The 19,142-nt window shown below is 63.0% G+C and carries 18 protein-coding genes and 1 pseudogene; 7 read left to right on the top strand and 12 right to left on the bottom strand.

From position 1 onward, the window contains the following. Window positions 1-81 precede the first annotated feature (81 nt). The 7 genes from AC1RUK_RS11495 to moaA form a co-directional block, all read right to left on the bottom strand. The gene (locus tag AC1RUK_RS11495) at window positions 82-864 is read right to left on the bottom strand and encodes an ABC transporter substrate-binding protein (RefSeq protein ID WP_481835541.1); all 783 of its coding nucleotides are present in this window, start codon (window positions 862-864) and stop codon (window positions 82-84) included. 213 nt (window positions 865-1,077) lie between these two features. Further along, window positions 1,078-1,584, bottom strand: coding sequence for a molybdopterin-guanine dinucleotide biosynthesis protein B (gene mobB, locus AC1RUK_RS11490; RefSeq protein ID WP_481835542.1), 507 nt, complete (start codon window positions 1,582-1,584; stop codon window positions 1,078-1,080). Then, window positions 1,581-2,207: a molybdenum cofactor guanylyltransferase MobA gene (gene mobA / locus AC1RUK_RS11485; RefSeq protein ID WP_481835543.1), complete on the bottom strand. Its 627-nt coding sequence runs from the start codon at window positions 2,205-2,207 to the stop codon at window positions 1,581-1,583. The genes mobB and mobA overlap by 4 nt, the downstream gene beginning before the upstream one ends. A gap of 49 nt (window positions 2,208-2,256) precedes the next feature. Next, window positions 2,257-3,177 (bottom strand): DMT family transporter, encoded by a 921-nt coding sequence (locus AC1RUK_RS11480; protein WP_436175192.1) that lies wholly within the window; start codon window positions 3,175-3,177, stop codon window positions 2,257-2,259. Between the two features lie 121 nt (window positions 3,178-3,298). Next, window positions 3,299-3,655: a hypothetical protein gene (locus tag AC1RUK_RS11475; protein WP_436174995.1), complete on the bottom strand. Its 357-nt coding sequence runs from the start codon at window positions 3,653-3,655 to the stop codon at window positions 3,299-3,301. A gap of 115 nt (window positions 3,656-3,770) precedes the next feature. After that, window positions 3,771-4,244 carry a hypothetical protein gene (locus AC1RUK_RS11470; RefSeq protein ID WP_481835544.1) on the bottom strand — a complete coding sequence of 158 codons (474 nt, stop codon included), beginning with the start codon at window positions 4,242-4,244 and terminating at the stop codon, window positions 3,771-3,773. A gap of 57 nt (window positions 4,245-4,301) precedes the next feature. Beyond that, on the bottom strand, window positions 4,302-5,297 hold the full coding sequence (gene moaA, locus AC1RUK_RS11465) for a GTP 3',8-cyclase MoaA (RefSeq protein ID WP_481835545.1): 996 nt from the start codon (window positions 5,295-5,297) through the stop codon (window positions 4,302-4,304). Between the two features lie 199 nt (window positions 5,298-5,496). Between moaA and AC1RUK_RS11460 the strand changes: the two genes are divergently transcribed. Beyond that, window positions 5,497-5,850, top strand: coding sequence for a gamma-butyrobetaine hydroxylase family protein (locus AC1RUK_RS11460; RefSeq protein WP_006205223.1), 354 nt, complete (start codon window positions 5,497-5,499; stop codon window positions 5,848-5,850). Between the two features lie 70 nt (window positions 5,851-5,920). Then, window positions 5,921-6,532 (top strand): pyridoxamine 5'-phosphate oxidase family protein, encoded by a 612-nt coding sequence (locus tag AC1RUK_RS11455; RefSeq protein ID WP_481835546.1) that lies wholly within the window; start codon window positions 5,921-5,923, stop codon window positions 6,530-6,532. A 149-nt stretch (window positions 6,533-6,681) separates the two neighbouring features. Here the strand turns inward: AC1RUK_RS11455 and AC1RUK_RS11450 are convergent, their stop codons facing one another. After that, complete coding sequence (locus AC1RUK_RS11450) at window positions 6,682-7,134, bottom strand: MarR family winged helix-turn-helix transcriptional regulator (protein ID WP_481835547.1); 453 nt, start codon at window positions 7,132-7,134, stop codon at window positions 6,682-6,684. A gap of 47 nt (window positions 7,135-7,181) precedes the next feature. On the opposite strand from AC1RUK_RS11450, the gene AC1RUK_RS11445 reads away from it, so the two are divergent. Beyond that, complete coding sequence (locus tag AC1RUK_RS11445) at window positions 7,182-8,093, top strand: alpha/beta hydrolase (protein ID WP_481835548.1); 912 nt, start codon at window positions 7,182-7,184, stop codon at window positions 8,091-8,093. A gap of 3 nt (window positions 8,094-8,096) precedes the next feature. Here AC1RUK_RS11445 and AC1RUK_RS11440 read toward each other — a convergent pair whose 3' ends face one another. Continuing rightward, complete coding sequence (locus AC1RUK_RS11440) at window positions 8,097-8,492, bottom strand: rhodanese-like domain-containing protein (RefSeq protein ID WP_481835549.1); 396 nt, start codon at window positions 8,490-8,492, stop codon at window positions 8,097-8,099. 123 nt (window positions 8,493-8,615) lie between these two features. On the opposite strand from AC1RUK_RS11440, the pseudogene AC1RUK_RS11435 reads away from it, so the two are divergent. Both AC1RUK_RS11435 and AC1RUK_RS11430 read left to right on the top strand, forming a co-directional pair. Then, window positions 8,616-8,759: pseudogene (locus tag AC1RUK_RS11435) on the top strand (SDR family oxidoreductase); the annotation flags it as partial. Between the two features lie 212 nt (window positions 8,760-8,971). Beyond that, window positions 8,972-10,855 carry a L,D-transpeptidase family protein gene (locus AC1RUK_RS11430; protein WP_481840242.1) on the top strand — a complete coding sequence of 628 codons (1,884 nt, stop codon included), beginning with the start codon at window positions 8,972-8,974 and terminating at the stop codon, window positions 10,853-10,855. Between the two features lie 35 nt (window positions 10,856-10,890). Here the strand turns inward: AC1RUK_RS11430 and AC1RUK_RS11425 are convergent, their stop codons facing one another. Together AC1RUK_RS11425 and AC1RUK_RS11420 are read right to left on the bottom strand one after the other, a co-directional pair. Continuing rightward, window positions 10,891-11,364 (bottom strand): hypothetical protein, encoded by a 474-nt coding sequence (locus AC1RUK_RS11425; RefSeq protein ID WP_481835551.1) that lies wholly within the window; start codon window positions 11,362-11,364, stop codon window positions 10,891-10,893. Window positions 11,365-11,467: 103 nt separating this feature from the next. Continuing rightward, window positions 11,468-11,725 (bottom strand): PepSY domain-containing protein, encoded by a 258-nt coding sequence (locus AC1RUK_RS11420; RefSeq protein ID WP_481835552.1) that lies wholly within the window; start codon window positions 11,723-11,725, stop codon window positions 11,468-11,470. Window positions 11,726-12,154: 429 nt separating this feature from the next. On the opposite strand from AC1RUK_RS11420, the gene AC1RUK_RS11415 reads away from it, so the two are divergent. Both AC1RUK_RS11415 and AC1RUK_RS11410 read left to right on the top strand, forming a co-directional pair. Beyond that, window positions 12,155-13,936: an adenylate/guanylate cyclase domain-containing protein gene (locus AC1RUK_RS11415; protein ID WP_436175006.1), complete on the top strand. Its 1,782-nt coding sequence runs from the start codon at window positions 12,155-12,157 to the stop codon at window positions 13,934-13,936. A gap of 130 nt (window positions 13,937-14,066) precedes the next feature. Further along, the gene (locus AC1RUK_RS11410) at window positions 14,067-18,392 is read left to right on the top strand and encodes a cytochrome P450 (protein ID WP_481835553.1); all 4,326 of its coding nucleotides are present in this window, start codon (window positions 14,067-14,069) and stop codon (window positions 18,390-18,392) included. 16 nt (window positions 18,393-18,408) lie between these two features. Here the strand turns inward: AC1RUK_RS11410 and AC1RUK_RS11405 are convergent, their stop codons facing one another. Beyond that, entirely contained in the window at window positions 18,409-19,095 is a 687-nt protein-coding gene (locus tag AC1RUK_RS11405) for a Crp/Fnr family transcriptional regulator (RefSeq protein WP_481839527.1), read from the bottom strand. Window positions 19,096-19,142: the final 47 nt, after the last annotated feature.

The raw sequence follows: 19,142 nt of genomic DNA, 5'->3' as shown, positions 1-19,142 counted from the left end.
GCCGCTGCACCCCTCGTGCCCGGCCTGTTCTTGCAAGAACGGCGGGACTATCCCGCCGTTCTCTCGATCAGAAGGCCGCGATCAGGAATCGCCGCCGTAGACGTCGAACTTGAAGTACTTGTCGTTGATTTCCTTGTATTTTCCGTTGGCGCGAATGGCGTCGATCGCGGCATTGAACTGGTTGACAAGGTCGGTCTCGCCCTTGCGGACCGCAATGCCGGCGCCCGGACCGTGGATTTCAACGACCGGCTTGATCGCACCGATCAGCTTGCAGCAGGCGCCGTCAGGCGAATCCAGCCACTGCTGCAGCACGACGATGTCGTCATTGGCGGCATCGAGGCGACCATTGGCGAGATCGAGCTGGTATTCCTGCGCGGTCGGATAGGGCTTGACCGTGCTGTCGGTGTAAGTCTTGGTCGAATAGTTGAAATGCGTGGTCGAAGCCTGCACGCCGATCGTCTTGCCGGCCAAATCTTCCTTGGTCACGCCCTTGAGGTCGCTGTCCTTGGGCGCAACGATCGCCGGTGGCGTGTTGTAGTATTTGTGGGTGAAGTCGACCTTTTCGGCGCGTTCCGGCGTGATCGACATCGAGGCGACGATGGCGTCGAACTTGCCGGCCTGCAGCGCCGGAATGATCCCGTCCCAATCCTGGGCGACGAAGGTGCACTTCACCTTCATCTCATCGCAGAGAGCCTTGGCGATGTCGATGTCGAAGCCGACGAGCTGCCCGTCGGAAGTCAGGTTGTTGAATGGCGGATAGGCGCCCTCCGTGCCGATCTTCAGGGTTTTTTCCTGAGCCTGGGCAACGCCCAAGGTCAGCAGCGCAGCCGATGCGGCGAGCGCGATACGCAATGCAATACGCATGATGATCCTCTCATATTGTCCCGGCCGCTGTTCCATGCGGCTCTGAGGGCGGTGCTTTTGACCGCCCGCTGGCGGCGATACTCCCACTCTTTCCCCGAAAAAAGCAACTGCAAAACAGTGGCCTCGGGGATTTGCATTCCCGGCCAAAGATGACGCAGGGTTAGGACCCGGAAACAAGTTTGGCGGCGGCTGAACGATGATTTGCCGGCCCGTTCAGCGCTTCAGGCCTGCGACGCCTTCGACGAAGTCGGCTATCGATTTCACGTCGTCGAGATCGAACACCGGCAGACCTTCTCCATCGGCCGCGAAGTCGGCAGCGATTGCGACGATGTTGGGATCGCTGGCCGCAAGCGGGGTGCGGTCCTTGGCCTCCAGACGCCGCGTTTCGATCTTCTTGTGCGCCTCGCGCTTGTAGCCTTCGACCAGCACGATATCGGAGGGCGCCAGCCGCGACAGGATGGCGTCCAGCGCCGGCTCGTCTTCGCCGCGCAATTCGTGCATCAGCGCCCAGCGTCGGCCGGACACCACCGCGACCTCGGTCGCGCCGGCCTGGCGGTGACGAAAGGAGTCGGCGCCCTCCTTGTCGATGTCGAAATCATGATGGGCGTGCTTCACCGTCGACACGCTCCAGCTGCGCCGCACCAGTTCGGCGACCAGCTTTTCGGTCAGGGTGGTCTTGCCGGAATTCTTCCAGCCGGTGATGCCGAAGACGCGTCTCATGGTTTGATGCTCTGCAACAGACGCTCGGCCGCCGCAAGGTCAGAGGGCGTGTTGATGTTGAAGAACGGATCGATCTCGTGTTCGCCGGAATTCCACATCGGAAACGCGACCTCGACAAAGCCATGCCGTTCGATGAAGGCGGAAACCCGCCGGTTGTCCTCATCGACCAGGAACCGGCGCAAGGCGTCGTGCAGACCAAGCGGCCAGAGCGCGAATGTCGGATGCCGCTTGCCGCCCGAACTGGCGACGGCGATCGCGCCAGGGTGCTCAGCCGCCGCGGCGGTCAACCTATCGACCAGGTCCTCGGGAAGGAATGGCGTATCGCCGGCGGCGGTGACCACCCCGTTACAACCCATGGACGCCCATTCCAGGCCGGTCAGGATCCCGGCAAGCGGTCCCGCGTAGCCTTCCACCGTATCGGCAAGCACCGGCAACCCGAACCTGGCAAAGCGTATCGGATCGCCATTGGCGCTCAGCGCCATCGGTCCCACCTGCGGAGCAAGACGGGCGACGACATGGTCGAGCAGCCTGCGGCCACCCAGCACAAGCAGCGTCTTGTCGCCGCCGCCCATGCGCCGCGATTGGCCGCCGGCCAGAATGATCCCTGCAATGTCCCGGTCCATGGTCCGCCGTCTTCTGTTCAGCCCGAAAATCGCGGGGTCTCGGGACGATCTATATGCCGTCCGGCGCCATGTCAGGTCCAGCGCTTTCGGCGGCGGTTTGTCGCTTGCCGACGACCCGTTCGCGGTAGAGCGCATAGAGCCCGGAGCCGACGATGATCGACGCGCCGACGATCATCGGCAGGTCGGGGATGTCGCCGAACACGACCAGGCCGAGCAAGATCGCCCAGAGCAGGGCGGTGTAGCGAAACGGCGCGATGAAGGCGATGTCGCCCGACCGCATCGCCATGATGATGAACTGGTAGCCGATGAGTACGAGCACTGCTGCAAGCGCCAGCAGCACCGTGGCTTTGCCTGTCATCGGCGTCCAGCCGCCCATCGGCGAAAGCAGTGCCGCCCCCAACACCGTCATGGCCAGCGCCGTGGCGGTCGACACCAGCAAGGTCGGGATCGCCTGCGGGACCCGCTTGGTAGCAAGGTCGCGCACCGCGCAGCAAGCAACGCTCGCCAGCGCCAGCAGCGAATAGACACTGAACCCTTCGAAGCCCGGCCGGACGATGATCAGCACGCCGGCAAAACCGACGGCAATCGCCAGCCAGCGCCGCCAGCCGACACCTTCGTTGAACACAAGTGCCGCCCCCATCGTCACCGCCAGCGGCAGTGCCTGCAGCACGGCCGAGACATTGGCGATCGGCAAATGGGCAAGGGCGAGGAGGAACGACACCGTGGCGCCGGCCTCGCCGGCGACGCGTAGAGCCACCATCGGCTGCAGCATCGACGCCGGCCGGGCCAGCGCGCCGCGCTGCCAGGCAAGCAGGCCGACGAACAGAGAAGCGAAGGCGCCCCGGATCAGCATGACCTGCGCCATGTTCATCGATTCCGAGGAGAATTTCGTGATCGCGTCGTTGAGGGTGAAGCCGACCATGGCCACCACCATGAACAGCGCGCCGCGAAGATTTGGCGAAAGAGGCAAGGGCATCACTCGTTGTGCTTCGGATCAGCCTGTATCAGCCGGCTGCGAAACAGCAACGTCAAAAGGACTGGGCCACGGCTTTGCGCCGTGGCCCACATATCCGCCCAAAGACCAGCAAAACTTACTTTGGCGTCAGCACCTCGGTGCCGTTGCCGTCCTTGCCGGCGATGGTCCACAGCCCGTGCAGAGAGCCGTCCTTCTCCACCTTGTAGACGACGAGGCCGATTTCCTTGCCCATCACGTAGCCGGCGGAAAAGGCATTGTCGTTGCGCATGCAGATGCCGTCCGAGGACGAGCCGCCCGTCTCCCAATGGATGGTGCAGGTCGTCCCGCTGGTCAAGGTGATGGTTGCCTCGCCACCATAAGCCGAGCCGTCGAAATTGGTGCCGGCAACCGTATAGGTGCCGCCGATCGACTGCGCCGACGCCGGGACAGCAGCAAGGCCGAGCAAGGCAAGCGAAAGAATGAATTTGCGCATGTTGTAATCCCCCTTCTAGCGAAAACCGCTAGAGTCGGAGGCTAGGCCGGAACGCTCTGCCGGTAAATCAGGTCGCGGCTTTGGATCTGATAATTTTGCGGTGTGGCCGAGATGCTCACGGTCCCTTGAGGCTGTCCGCAATAGCGCTCACGAGCGGATCATATTTCGCCTTCAGGGCTGACGGATACTCGATCCAGACGGTGCGGATCACGCCGTCCTTTCCGAACAGGCGGCGCTCGTAGAAGATCGTCTCGCCCTTGATGCCTGACAGCACCGCCCAGTCCTTACCGGTCTTGCTGTAGGTGATCTTGTAGCCTGGCTCCTTGCTGGCTTTCTCGGCGGCGACGAAGCCTTTCGGCGTGTCGTCATCGACATTGAGGATGCCCGAACAGATCAGGCTGGCGCCGTCGGCGCTGAGCCATTGCTGCCCGTCGCCATTGTCCGGCTCGGGTTGGGGCAAGGTGAATATCTCGTCGGGAAAGGTGCAGACGGTGCCGAAGCGCGCGTTGACGTAGGTAAAGGAGGCCGCGACAGCAGCGGTTGCTGTTATCGTCGCCAAAGACGCCATGATCGAAAAGAGCCGCCGCATGTCTTGCCTCGAAACCGATGACCGGAAGGCAATCCTTGCACGAAATCGCCGAGAAAATCAGCCGCCGGTCACGCTCATGTGCCGCGATACCGAGGGACGACTGGTGCGGCGGTCGATGATGAAATCATGGCCCTTCGGCTTGCGGCCGATCGCCTCGTCGATAGCGTCGGCCACCAGCTCGTTGCCTTCGGACGCACGCAGCGGTGCGCGCAGGTCGGCAGCGTCTTCCTGCCCGAGGCACATGTAGAGCGTGCCGGTGCAGGTCAGCCGGACGCGGTTGCAGCTTTCGCAGAAATTATGCGTCATCGGCGTGATGAAGCCGAGCCTGCCGCCGGTCTCGGCGACATGGACATAGCGCGCCGGGCCGCCGGTCTTGTAAGGGATGTCACTCAGCGTGAACTGCCGCTCAAGCGAGGCGCGCAGCAGCGACAACGGCAGATACTGGTCAGTGCGGTCGGCATCGATCTCGCCCATCGGCATGGTTTCGATAACCGTCAGGTCCATGCCACGGCCGTGCGCCCAGCGCATCATGTCGGGCAGTTCGGCGTCATTGAAGTCCTTCAGCGCCACCGCGTTGAGCTTGACCTTCAGCCCCGCAGCCTGTGCCGCGTCGATGCCTTCCAGGACCTTGCCGAGATGGCCCCAGCGGGTGATCTGGTGGAACTTGTCGGCGTCGAGCGTATCCAGCGACACGTTGATGCGCTTGACCCCGCAATCGGCGAGCTCGGCTGCGAAGCGCGACAGCTGCGAGCCGTTGGTGGTCAGCGTCAGTTCTTCCAGCGCGCCGCTGTCGAGGTGGCGCGAAAGCTGGCGCACCAGATGCATGATGTTCTTGCGCACCAGCGGCTCGCCGCCGGTCAGGCGCAGCTTCCGAACGCCCTTTTCGATGAAGACGGTGCAGAGACGGTCGAGCTCTTCCAGCGACAACAGATCCTTCTTGGGCAGGAAGGTCATGTCCTCGGCCATGCAATAGGTACAACGGAAATCGCAGCGGTCGGTGACCGACACGCGCAGGTAGCTGATCGTGCGACCGAATGGGTCGATCATGTCCATGTTCAAGCGTTTCCGTGGCCGTGAGCGGCGTCGTTATATACAGCTATGTGATACGATCCGGGCTTTCATTCAAGATAGCCGGTCTTGATCTTTGGTAACATTCCGCGACCGACATCGCGTGTCGGCTACCCTGCAATGGCCTTTTCGCGTGTGGCGAAGCAGCGTAGGGAAGGGCGGATGTAACGTAGGAACGATCAGCATGACGGCGCCGAAGGAACTCCGGGTCTCGAAAGACCGCAAGCTGCTCACCGTCACCTTTCCGGATCACCGGCCGTTCGAGCTGCCGGCGGAATTGCTGCGCGTCGCCTCGCCCTCGGCCGAAGTGCAGGGCCATTCGCCGGACCAGCGGGTGACCGTGCCCGGCAAGCGCAATGTCGCGATCCTCAAGATCGAGCCGGTCGGAAACTACGCCGTGCGCATCACCTTCGATGATTTCCACGACACCGGCATCTTCACCTGGAACTATCTGCATACGCTCGGTCATGAGAAGGAAGAGCGCTGGAGCGCCTACCTCGCCGAACTTGCGGAAAAGGGGCTCAGCCGCGACCGCTAGTTTCATGCCGCTGTCGTCATAGCGTCATCGATCTGGAGTAGCGCCGGCAAAGGTTCGGAGACGAAAAAGCATGTCCGTCATCACCACGGTCGAACAGCTCGAAGCCCTCTATGGCCTGCCCGGCGAGGCCTCGATGGTCAAGGAACTCGACCATGTCATCCCCGAATACGCGGCTTTCATCGCGGCTTCGCCTTTCGTGTCCCTCGCGACCAGCGGACCGGAGGGACTGGACTGCTCGCCGCGCGGCGATCTCGCCGGTTTCGTGCGCATCCATGATCCAAAGACGCTGATGATGCCGGACCGGCGCGGCAACAACCGTGCCGATTCGCTGAAGAACATCATCCGCGATCCGCGCGTCGGCCTGCTGTTCCTGGTGCCAGGTTCCGGCACGACGCTGCGCGTCAACGGCCGCGCCCACATCACCACCGATCCCGCGCTGTGCGCCTCGTTCAGCGTCGACGGCAAACCGGCTCGGTCGGTCACGATCATCGATATCGATTCGGTCTATTTCCAGTGCGCCCGGGCCATCGTCCGCTCGGACCTGTGGAACCCGGCAAGGCATGTCGATCCGAAGTCGCTGCCGACGCCCGGCCAGATCCTGGAAATCACCAGCCGCAAGAACATCGACGGCGAGGCCTACGACAAGGAATGGCCGGAGCGGGCGAAGAAGACGATGTGGTGATCAGTCAGACCGACGTGGGTTGGGATTCAGGTCAGGCCGAGCCGAGAAGGGTGGTTTCCGAGAACGGAGCGGAGCGTACTTGAAGCACGTGAACACCGGAAGCGCAGGAACCGCCGTTTGCAGGCCGGCCTCACCTGAATACCGACACGTCACGCGTCCTTCAGCACCTCATAGATCTTGCGCATCTGCTCGCCGATCAAGTCGCACTGCTCCGGCGTCGACTGGCTCATCGCTTTCTCGATCAGCGCCATATGGATCTTCAGCGCCTGCATCAGCAGGGCCTCGCCCTCATTGGTCAGCGTCAGCCGCAGCACCCGCTTGTCCTTCTCGTCGCCTTCGCGGCGCAGCAGGCCGCGCGTTTCGAGCTGCGGCAACAGCATGGTGATGTTGGAACGGCCGACCAAGAGCTTGCGGGCAAGATCGTGCTGCGACATGCCGGGATGGCGATAGAGGTTCATCAGCACGTCGAGCTGCGCCGGCTTGAGATCCAGCGGCGCCAGCTTCACCGCCAGCGTACGCTCCAGCACATGGCAGGCGCGCGCCACCGCGACCCAGTTGCGAAAACGCGGGTTGTCCCAGGGCAGCTCTTGCTTAATGTTCATGTTTGAACTATTATGTTCATGCTTGAACGAATGGATGGATCGCCACTATGGCATCATTTGGATTGAAGGTCATCCGGGGGGTGTTCGGCGCTGCCGAGCATGTGGCACCGCGTCTCAGCGGCCGCGCCGCGTTCGAATTGTTCTGCCGCACGCCCAACGTCAAGGCTCTCAGCGACGGCGAGCGCCGCGCCGTCGATCGCGCCGCCGCCTTCATGGCCGAGGCGCGCCATCACCGGCTAAGGACCAGGACCGGCTGCGTCATGCTGCATGAATTCCGGCCCGAGCCGGGCAGGGCGGCTCAAGGCACCGTGCTTGTCATCCATGGCTGGCGCTCGCGCACCGAATATATGCGCGCGTTGATCGAAGGCTATCGCAATGCCGGCTACAAAGTCGTCTCGCTCGACCTGCCGGGCCACGGCCAGTCGCAAGGCCGCCGCCTGAACATGGTCAACGCGGTCGATGCGGCGCAGGTTGCCGGCGAATGGTTCGGCCCCTTCGCGGTGATCGTCGGCCATTCCTTCGGCGGCGCCGTCGCCGCCAACGCCGTCGCCGGTTCCGTCAAGGGCGTCCAGCCTGTGGCGGCCGACCGGCTGGTGCTGATCGCGGCGCCAAGCTCGCTGCCGGCGATCTTCGACGACTTCAGCCGCATGCTCAATGTCGGCCCACGTTCGCAGGTCGCCATGGCCGACCGCGTCGAAAAACTATCCGGCCGGCCGTTGCGCGAATTCACCGGCGATCGTCAGCTTGCCCAGGCGCCGGTGCCGACGCTGGTCATCCACGCGCCCGACGACCGAGAGGTCTCCGCCGATCATGCCAGGCGCTATGCCGGCGCCGGCGATCATGTCAGGCTTCATTGGGCAGACGGGCTTGGCCACCGTCGCATCCTCGTCGACAAGGGCGTGGTCGAGCGCGCCGTCGGCTTCGTTGCCGGCGAGCGCGAGCCGGTAGCTCTGCACTAAATTCTACTTCTTCCTTTGCCCGGGCTCGACCGGCAGCCCGGCCGCCTTCCAGGCGGTGTAGCCGCCGAGGATATGCTTGACCGGCGCAAGCCCCATGTCCTGCGCCGTCTTGGTGGCCAGCGCCGATCGCCAACCGCCGGCGCAGAAGAACACGAAACTCCTTCCCGTGGCGAAGAACGGCTTGTGATAAGGGCTTTCCGGATCGATCCAGAATTCCAGCATGCCGCGCGTGACATGCTTCGCGCCCGGGATCCTGCCGTCGCGCTCGACCTCGCGGGGGTCGCGCAGATCGACGAAGACGGTGCCCTCGTCGTCGAGCAGCCCTGCCGCTTCCTCCGGCGACATCACCTCGATGACGGCATTGGCCTCGTCGAGCAGCTCGCGATATCCTTTTTTCACCGGCACGTCCTTCCCGACCGCTCGTTTTCGGCCAACGGGATTTCCAGCACAATGGCCGGCATTTGTCACGCAGGGTCGGAGTCGGCCATTGCCTTCCATGCCGCCATTGCCCCGGCTGCCGTGAGCGAGCATCAGCGGCGGAAGATGGCGACTCCCCGATTCGGCAAGGCCGAGGAGATCGCCGGCATGGTCGCCTGGCTGGCGGGGCCCGAGGGCCGATTCGTCACCGGCGCCGCGCTGACCATCGATGGCGGCGCCGACGCCTGACGCAACCCGGTTTCAACCGGCCGGAGCAGACACGAATTCGCTCCGACCGTCACAAACTTGTGAAACGGTTCTGCAACAGACCCCTCGAAATTTATGGAAGCTTAACGAAATCGGTATGAATCGGTATAGTCGCGCCTTACATCCGCCATGCGGTTGGCAAGATCGTCTAGCGGCGCGGAACGGGAGCCGGTTGCAACCGGAGCGGGTGATCCATGAATATCTTCGGAAACAGAGCCGCCGTAATGCCGCTTGCGGTCGCGGTAACGCTGACCATTGTCGTGCCGCAAGCCAGCGCGCAGGGCCTGTTCGACATGCTTTTCGGCGGGGGCGTTCGCCATAATCCGCAAGGCGAGTTCCCGCCGCCACCCAAATACAAGCCGAAGCCAAAACCCGATACCGGTGGCGGTGGCGGCACCAGGATCAGCGGCCCATCCTATTATACCTACAAGGCCGACCGGCTGGTGCGTGTCGACTTCGCCGCGCTGATGCCGAAACCGCAGCCCGCGGCACCGCAGGACGCCGCATTCGTGCCGTCCGTCACCGGCAATGCCTTCGCCGAAGCGATCGCCGGTCTCAGCGACTATGAGCTTTATGCCGAACCGGATATCGCCAAGGCGCTGATCGCCTATTACTCGGCCAATCCGGATTTCATCTGGGTAAGCGGAACTGCTCCCAACAGCCGCGCGCAGGATGCGGTGCGGGTGCTTGGCGAGGCCGCGAGCTACGGCCTGACGCCGGCCGACTATACGGTCGACGTTCCGGCCGCCGCCGCGGCATCTGCCACTCCCGACGAGCGCCTGAAAGAACTCGTCCGCTTCGAGATGGCGCTGTCGGCACGCGTGCTGCGTTACGCCCATGACGCCCAGAGCGGCCGCGTCGACCCCAACCGCATGACCGGCTACTATGATTTTCCGCCGAAGCCGCTCGACATGGAAGGCGTGCTGAAAACGCTGGCGCATACGCAGGAAGTCCGCACCTATCTCGAATCGCGGCATCCGCAAAACCCTGAATACCAGGCACTGCGGGTCGAGTTGGAAGCGCTCCAGGCCAGCGAGGAGAACGAGATCGTCGTCGATCCCAAGCTCTTGCTGAAACCCGGCGAAACCAGTCCTGAACTGCCGAAGCTGCTGACGTTGATCGCGCGCAATCTCGACGACGAGATGGGCGGCGACTATGGCGAGGTGCTGGCCAGACTCGGCAAGAGCGAGATCTATGACCCCGAGCTGGTGCCGGTCATCAAGGCGGTGCAGAAGCGGGCCGGCATGAAAGGCGACGGTGTCATCGGCCCGCGCACGGTCGCGTCGCTCGCCGGCACGTCCAAGGCCGACAAGATCGGGAAAGTGGAGGTGGCGCTGGAGGAACTGCGCTGGCTGCCTTCCGACCTCGGCAGTCCGCGCGTCTTCATCAACCAGCCGGCCTTCACCGCAAGCTATATCGACAATGGCGAGGTCAAGCTGAAAACCCGCGTGGTCATCGGCCGGACGACCAACCAGACCGCCTTCTTCTACAAGGGGATCAAGCAGGTCGATTTCCATCCCTACTGGGGCGTGCCGCAATCGATCATCGTCAACGAGATGCTGCCAAGGCTGCGCAACGATCCGGGCTATCTCGATCGCGCCGGTTACGAAGTCACGGATTCGCGCGGCAGGCGCGTCCCGTCATCGGCGGTCAATTGGGGTGGTTACGGCGCCAACATCCCCTACAGCGTGCGCCAGCTGCCAAGCGAAGCCAATGCGCTGGGCGAGCTGAAGATCCTGTTCCCCAACAAGCACGCTATCTACATGCATGACACGCCGCAGAAGTCGTTCTTCGAGCGCGACATGCGCGCGCTCAGCCACGGCTGCGTCCGCTTGCAGGATCCGCGCGGCATGGCGGCTGCGGTGCTCGGCACCTCGGTCGACTATGTCGTCGAGAAGCTGAAGCACGGGCATTCGACCGAGAATGTGACGCGGACCATCCCGGTCTATGTCGCCTATTTCACCGCCTGGCCCGACACGTCCGGCAACGTCGAATATTTCGGCGACGTCTACGACCGCGACACAAGGCTGATGCAGGCGCTCGACGCGACCGAGGCGGTTCGCTCACCGGCGAGCTGAAGCCTGTCTCGATAAAGCCTGCCCTCGGGACTCGCTCAAGCTCGCTCGAAGAGCGGACGCCGGAAACCGGCGTCGCGCCCGGCAATCAGCCAATAGACCAGGCCGGCCACGACACCCGCCGTGCCGATGATGCCCATATCGGCCCAGCGCTCCGGATTTTCCGAGGCGCCCGGCCAGATCAGGGCGAATCCGGCGACCGCCGCGATGGCGCCGAACATCATGTGCAGCAAGGCATTGCGCAGCGAGAAGAATTCGGCGATCAGCGCGAAGACAAGCGTCTGCATCCCGGTCAATATGATCGTCAGGAAATAGATGAACATGCCGAGCGGCGGCACCAGCACTGCCGCGATCGGGCTAACGCCCACGACGCTGAAATATTCAGGCGCGTTGGGCAGCGAACTCAGTATGGCGTAGATCGCCACCACCGCGAACAGCCCCACCAGAACCGCCACCAGATAGCCGGCGAGCATCATCAGGACGCGCTTCGATACGTGCTTTACCACTGCCATGCACCCCCGTGCCCGCAACTGTAGAGCCGCAGTCAGCCATCAAAGATGTGCCGGCGCAAGAGCATATGGCGCCGTGCCATAGGTCCGCAGCGCGCTGGCGATCCTATTTCGTCTCGCCGGTCACCGGATCGTAGGAGATTTCGACTTTCGCCTTGTCGCTCGTATAGTAGGTGACGGTATAGACGCCGCTATCCCAGTTGATCTCCTTCACATAGCGGAAGTCGTTGCGCTGCTCGACCTTGGCGATGATCTCCGACAGCTTCTTGGCATTGGGCGGGGGCAGTGGCTTTTCGTCGGCCGCGAAAGCCGATCCGCTCACGAGAAAAACCGCCAGGCTGGTCGCCAGAAGAACGATGCGCATGAGTGCCCTCATTTCATGTTGGCCTGATGCGTTGGAAACTCGCTTCCAGGCCGGTTTGTTCCGGCGCGCCAAGGGCAGGCTCGGACCGCTGCACCACCATTGTTTGCAACTGCGATCCGGGATCATAAGAAACCGCACCCAATCGCTGCAGCTGCAATCTATGAATGCCATTGAATTTCAATGCGTAAGGGCAAATGCCCTATCCGAGATCTCAGATAACCGACAGCCAACCGTGACGGAGCCGCGCTGTGCGATACATTAGCTGATCGTGGTGGAGCTTTTGCTGTGACCCTGCTAGACTTCCTGCCATGACAGGGCGGTATCTGCGCGCCGGCCTGTCTGAATCTTCATTCAACAACGCGGCGAAGTGCCCAAGAGCGGGCAGTCGCCTGTGTTGGACAGGACCAGAAGGGACCGGGGGGCTCCAATATGGCTGAACGGAACTACACCCGTCAGCTGGCGACAATCATTTCCATCGATGCCGTTGGATTTTCACGGCTGATGGGTATCGACGACGAGTTGGCGGTCGCCGCGTTCGAGGAACGGCGCGACATCATCGCCGATAGCTGTGGGGCGTTTGGTGGCCGCACCTTCGGCGATGCCGGCGACAGCGTCATGGCCGAATTCGGCAGTCCGATCGAAGCCTTGCGTGCCGCCTTCGATTTCCAGGGCCGGATCGTGGCGCTCAATGCATCGGCAGCGCAAGACATGCGCATGCCCTTTCGTGCCGGCATCAACACCGGCGACGTCATCGTGCGCGAAGGCCGCCTCTATGGCGACGACGTCAACATCGCCGCCAGGCTGCAAGAACTCGCCCCGCATGACGGGCTCGCCATCTCCGAGACCACCTGGCACCACGTGAAGGACAAGACGACGGCCGAATTCACCGATCTTGGCGAATTCATGCTGAAGAACATCGCGCTGCCGGTTCGCGTCCTGATTGCCGGCCGCGGCGGCAACGGCTCCGCGCCCATGGCGCCGCTGGCCGCCATGTCGTCACCCCTTGGCCAGCGGATGCTCTCGCCCAAGGGCCCACCGGCGATCGCGGTGCTGCCGTTTGCCGGCGACGGCGGCGAGCACGACGTCGGCTACATGGCGGACGGCATTGCCGAGGACATCATCTACGGCCTCTCCAACACCAGATGGCTTTCGGTGATCGCCAAGAGCTCCAGCTTCCAGTTCCGCGACGACAGCCTGGGAACGCGGGTGATCGGCAACGCGCTCGGCGCGCGCTACATCGTCAGCGGGACGCTGACACGCAATGGCGGGCAAATCCGCCTCAACACGTCGCTTGCAGACACCTCGAACGGGCGCCTGGTGTGGTCGCAGCGCTTCGATCGCAACCTCGTCGACATCTTCAACCTGCGCGACCAGATCGGCAGCGAGATCGTCTCCATACTCGACAAGGAAGTCGACCGGGCAGAGCAGGCGCGCACCTTCCAGGTGCCCTGGGAAAGCCTGGAGACCTGGCAATTGGTGCGGCGCGGCCGCTGGCACATGAACCGGCGCACCCGCGGCGACACTGAAATCGCGCTGGATTTCTTCGAAAAGGCCTATCGGGAAGACCCGAATTCGAGCGCCGTGCTGAATGAGCTCGCATGGTGGTATTTCTGGCGGGCGTGGCTGCGTTTCGGCGACAGTGACGATCTGGAGAAGGTCGAACAATATGCGCGCAAGGCCTTGCTCATGGATAGCCTGGACGCACGCCCGCACGCCCATCTCGGCGCGATCGACATTATGAGGGGAGAGCCGCGGGCCGCGGTCGAACATCTGGAGGAAGCGATCCATATCAATCCGAGCTTTGCCTTCGCAAGTTCGGCGATGGGCAGCGCCCGCCTGCTGCTCGGCGATGCCGCCGGCGCGATACCGTTTTTTCTCGACGCCGAGCGATTGAGCCCCTTCGATCTCTACAGGTTCCACAATCTGGGGGAACTGGCGGTCGCCTACAGTTTCGTCGAGGACTGGCCGGCCGCGATCGCCATCGCGGTTCGCTCGCTCAACCTGTCGCCTGGCTACTTCTACGCCAGGTTCCTCAAGATCGGCGCCTTGGGGCGCAGCGGCCGCACGGATGAAGCCCGACGGGAGCTGGCCATTTTCACGACAAGGCACCCGGATTTCTCCTACCAACGGGTGCGCTGGATACCTTTCGTCGACAAGGCAGCGAACGAATTCCTTATCGGCAATTTCGAAGCGGCCAAGTCGGGCAAATGATTTCGCTGCTGACAAGTGGTAGAACAAGCGTGACTGTGAAGAACTTAACATACGCGGAGCCGAAGCAAACCTAGGCCATGGGGTTAGCCGGTATCGCAATGACGTGGACAGCCGGGGGGCTTGAACGCGCATGATCAAGATCAAGTATTTCGCCGCCATTCTCGCCGCCCAGAAAAGCCAGCGTCCAGTATCGGAAATGCCGCCCTTCGACATCGGGCGGCTCCGTTCCAAGGGCGGCCTGGCATCTCGCATCGGCGGCTACCTCTTCAGCGATCCGCGCTGGATGCTGGGGCTGCTGCGCCGCTTCTGGCCAAACCTTGCTTTCAGCAATTTCCTGCTGGTGACCAGGAATGCCGACGTCCGCGACATCCTTGAGCGCGGCGACGAGTTCGAGACGCCCTACGGTCCGGAGATGGCCGAGCTGGCGCGGGGATCGAACTTCATCCTCGGCATGCAGGACGGCGCTGCCTACCGTCAGATGAAATCGTCGGTGCTGAGCGCCTTCCCGCCGGCGGAGGTCGAGGCCATGGTCCGGCCGATCGCCGCACGTCATTCCAAGGACATCATGACCCGGGCCAACCCCGGCTTTGACGCCATCTCCGGGCTGATGAAGATCGTCCCGGTGCGCGTCTGCCGCGACTATTTCGGCCTCGAGATCGACGACGAACCCGAATTTGCCGACTGGGCGATCGCATTGAGCGCGCTGTTCTTTTCCGATCCGACGGCAAGCCCCACCACCCGCCAGCTTGCCGTGGTGGCGGGCGATCGGCTGATCAAGGTCATCGACCACTCCATCGACGCAATCAGGGAGAGGGGAGGAAAGGACGAGCGGCCGCTACCGAGGCTCGTCGCCCTTCTCGACGAGGGCCGCCTGTCGAAACCGGACCTCCATTCGATCATACTCGGCATGATCGCCGGCTTTGTCCCGACCAATGTGCTGGCCGGCAGCAACTGCCTCGATGTCATCCTGTCCCGGCCAGACGCACGGCGGGCGGTCGATGCGGCGTTAGCCGACGACGATACCGGCAAGCTTGACCGGGCGATCATGGAGGCCATGCGCTTCAAGCCGATCTGGGTCGGTCCCTGGCGCTATACCTCACGTGACGCAACCATCGCCAGGGGCACGCCGCGTGAGCGGCTCGTGAAAGCGGGAACGGTGGTGATGCCGGCAACGCTGTCGGCGATGTTCGACCCCGAAGCGGTGCAAAACCCGAACGACTTCGACACCTCGCGCCCGCTTCGCGATTACATGGTGTTCGGCCACGGCATCCATTTGTGCATAGGTGCCGAGATCGCCAGGATTCAGATCGGCGAAAGCATTCGCGCCCTGTTCCAGAAGGACAGGCTGCGCCGGGCGCCCGGCAAGGCAGGGCGGATGACGCAAGTCGGCGCCTATCCGGAAAGCCTCAAGGTCGACTTCGACCGGCCGGCGCTGTGCCGCACGGTCGATCATTCGATGGTGACGGTGGTCTGCCCGATCACGCGGGCCGCATCGCTGGATGCCATACGCGAAAGGGTCGCGACATTAGGCAATCCGGCCACGAAGGCAGTCGGCGAGGAACTCGACATTGCCGGCACCATTCATTTCACCAGCCTGGCCGTTGCCGGCACTGGCGAGACAGATGAGGCGTCAGGCCTCGAGAAAGGCGCCCTCGTTCTCGAAATCTCCGGCGACGGCACCGCCGATGAGGTCATCGATGCCTTGGCGCAGGCCGTTGGCCACCAGTTGCGGCCGATTTTCAAGGATTTCTGCGGCCTGCCCGAAGGCAGCGCGCTGAACGACTTCCTGCGCAAGCACAACGTCGCGATATCGCCATCATTCGGCAGCGCTGCCGGTCTGGTGTTTTCGGGCACCCCCGGACATTCGGTCCGACGCATCCTGGCCGAAGCTGAACTCGCCGACGCCGTGCGCGACATCGTCGAGCAGCCGCGTGCCGGCAATGGTGACGCCGCAGCAGTGCTTGCCGAGGCCCGCCAGCATGTCCGGTCGCTCGGAAAGTTCAGCTGGGCATTCGAGCCTGCCGAAAGCCTGCTTGAAAGGCTTTCGGGTCATTGGGGCCGTGCCCTCATGACGACCCTGCTGGTGCCACCGGTTTTTGCGACAGTGGCGGTCGTCTGGGCTGCTTGCTGGTACATGACTTACAGTGTGGTGTTCGGCAGGTCCATTGACCTCGGTTCCCACGAAATCTCGTTCACCGCCATAGCCATAGCAGTCACTTCGCTTCTGCTGTCGGCGCTTGGACTGTTAGCAGCGGCGGCGCTGCTGGTGTTCTTGTGCTTGCTGGCGTTGCGGCGCATCGAGGACAAGGATCGGCCGGAAAGCACATCGATCGGAATATCTGCCTTGAACGAGATACTCGCCAAGGAGGACCACGCGGCGCAGAACCATCTGACCGCGATCTCGACGATGAAGGCCGGTATCTTGCGCAGGCTAGCGCTCAGGTTTTCCTTCTACCTGATCTCGATAGCTGCGCAGAAGGTGTTCAAGCCAGGCTTTCTCAACACCATCAACACCATCCATTTCGCCCGCTGGGTGCTGCTGCCGGGCTCCAGCAGACTGATGTTCCTCTCCAACTACGGCGGCAGCTGGGAAAGCTATCTCGAGGACTTCATTGCCAAGGCATCCGCCGGTCTGACCGGCGTGTGGAGCAACACCGAGGGCTATCCTCGCACACGCTGGCTATTCCTCGACGGCGCGCGCGACGGCGATCGGTTCAAGCGCTGGGCGCGGCGCCAGCAGGTGCCGACCCTGTTCTGGTACTCCGCCTATCCCCATCTCAACACCACGCGCATCCGCATGAATTCCCGGATCAGGCGCGGCATTGCTTCCGCCGTCGGCAACGAGGCGCGCGACTGGCTGAGCCTGTTCGGTTCGCTACCGCGCCCGGTGAGCGAAAGAACCACCGTTCAAAAGACGACCTCGCTGCTGGCCAACATCAGCTCAGCCTTTCCGGCGCCTCTCGAGCAGCAACTGGAAACCGGCGAGATCCAGTCCATCTTCTTCGGCCCTTTCGGCCCGCTTGGCTATGCGCATATGATTGCGATCCGAGTGCCGGACAAATTGCCGGCGTCCAAACGCCGGGCCTGGCTCGATTTCGTCATCGAACAGACGAGTTTCGGCGAAGGCAAGCCCGCCGCGCGAGCCATGACGGTGGCCTTTGGTCCCGGCGGTCTGCGGCAGTTTGGGCTCGACGCGGGCGTCGACGACGATCCGCTGGACACATTCCCGATTGCCTTTCGCCATGGCATGGGCAATCCCGAGCGTGGGCGCATCCTGGACGACCGAGGCCGCGAAGCACCCGACGAATGGGAGTGGGGGTCGTTGAAGAAGCCCGTGGACGTGGTCGTCGTCTGCTATGCGAAAGAACCGGAAAGGTTGGCGACCGAGATCGCCACGGTGAAACGAAAGACGACCGGCGCGGGGATGAAGGTCGTCGCTGAACTGCCGCTCGCCGTAAAGCGGGACCCGACCAACACGAACACGAAATCGTCGAATACGGCAAAACATGACGACAAGTCGGAGCGCATGCCCGCTTATGAGCATTTCGGCTTCGCTGATGGGATTTCGCAGCCGATCGTGCGGGGCACGACGCGCGCCAGCAGGGGCGCCGCGCCCATGCATCTGGTCGCGCCGGGCGAGTTCCTGTTCGGCTACCGTGACGAGCACGGCTTCTATCCGGCCTCGCCCTCGGTAAGCGCCTCGCGCGATCGGAGCGCTATCCTGTCGCAGGTGCGTCGTAGTCGGCAGATTCCGGGCCTGCCTCCGCCCCCGCGGGATTTCGGCCGCAACGGCTCATTCCTGGTCGTTCGCCAATTCGAGCAGCATGTCGACATTTTCAACGACTATTGCAAAAGGGCCGCGGCGCGGGTTGCGCACGAAACCGGCAATCAGTCCATGACGTCGGAGTGGGTTGCCGCCAAGATGCTCGGCCGCTGGCAGAACGGCAGTTCGCTGGTGCGCAATCCCGATCATCCGGGACGCGTAGTCGACAACAATTTCGCCATCGGCGCCGAGGATCCGCAAGGGCATCGCTGCCCGCTCGGTGCCCACATACGCCGTTCCAACCCGCGCGACTCGCTTGGTGAGGACCGCGAGACGCAGATCAATATCGGCAAGCGCCACCGCATCCTGCGCGTCGGGCGCACCTATGAGAAGCAGGCCAGTAGGAGTGGAAAGGCCGAAAAGGGGCTGCTCTTCATGTGCCTAAACGCCGACATCGAGCGCCAGTACGAATTCATCCAGCAGACCTGGGTTTCGTCGACTTCCTTTCAGGGCCTGGTTGGCGAGAAGGATCCGACGATTGGCGCGCGCGACCAGGGCGGCCACTTCACGATCCCGTCCTGGGAGAAGGTCACGATCCTTCGGGAAATCCCGCAATTCGTCACCACGAAGGGCGGGGGCTACTTCTTCATGCCGAGCCGATCGTCGCTGCGCTACCTGATATCGCGGCTCTGATTCGGTCCGGACCCGCTCAGTCGTCGTCCTGCGATTCGGCGATATAGGTGAGCGCCTTGCTGTCGGTTATGCGCAGGCCGCCACGCTTGATGGCGATGATCTGCCGGCTGCGCCAGTCGTTGAGCGTCTTGTTGACCGACTCGCGCGTTGCACCAAGGAACTCGCCAAGCTCCGATTGCGAGATCGGAATCCAGCCCGCGTCATCGGCCATGACGCCGGCGAGAAACACCAGGCGCTTGGCCAGCCTGGCCTCGATGCCGAAGAAAGCTTGGTCCCCAAGCTCGCCGCTGACCCAGCGCAGCCGCGCGCACAACAACTCGATCATGGCGCGCGCCAGGGGCGGGTTTTTCTCAATTCGGTCAAAGAGTTGCGTCCGGCTAAGCGAGACCAGCTCGCAAGCCGTGAGACAGATGGCGGTTGCCGTGCGCGGGCGCCCGTCAAGCGCGCCGATCTCGCCAACCAGGCTTCGCTGGAGCTCGATGTTGGCCACCAGCTTCTGCCCGCCGGGCGAGTAGATCGAGATCTCCACCGTGCCGCTCATCACGCCGTAGATGCGGTCGGCGGCATCTTCCTGGACGAACAGGTGCTGGCCGGCGGCGTAGCGTTCCAGCTTGCAGCCGCTGAACAGCAGGTCGAACTGGCTCGGGTCGATCCGTGCGAGGCGCGGCAGATCGTTCCTGTCGTTCGCGCTGGCGAAAGCCATATCGATTTTCCAATTACCCCAACCGCTGAAGTTTACGGCAAGAGAGC

The organism is Mesorhizobium monacense (assembly GCF_056781675.1).
The sequence above is the reverse complement of the archived record's forward strand: the minus strand, read 5'-3'. Positions and strand labels throughout refer to the sequence as shown.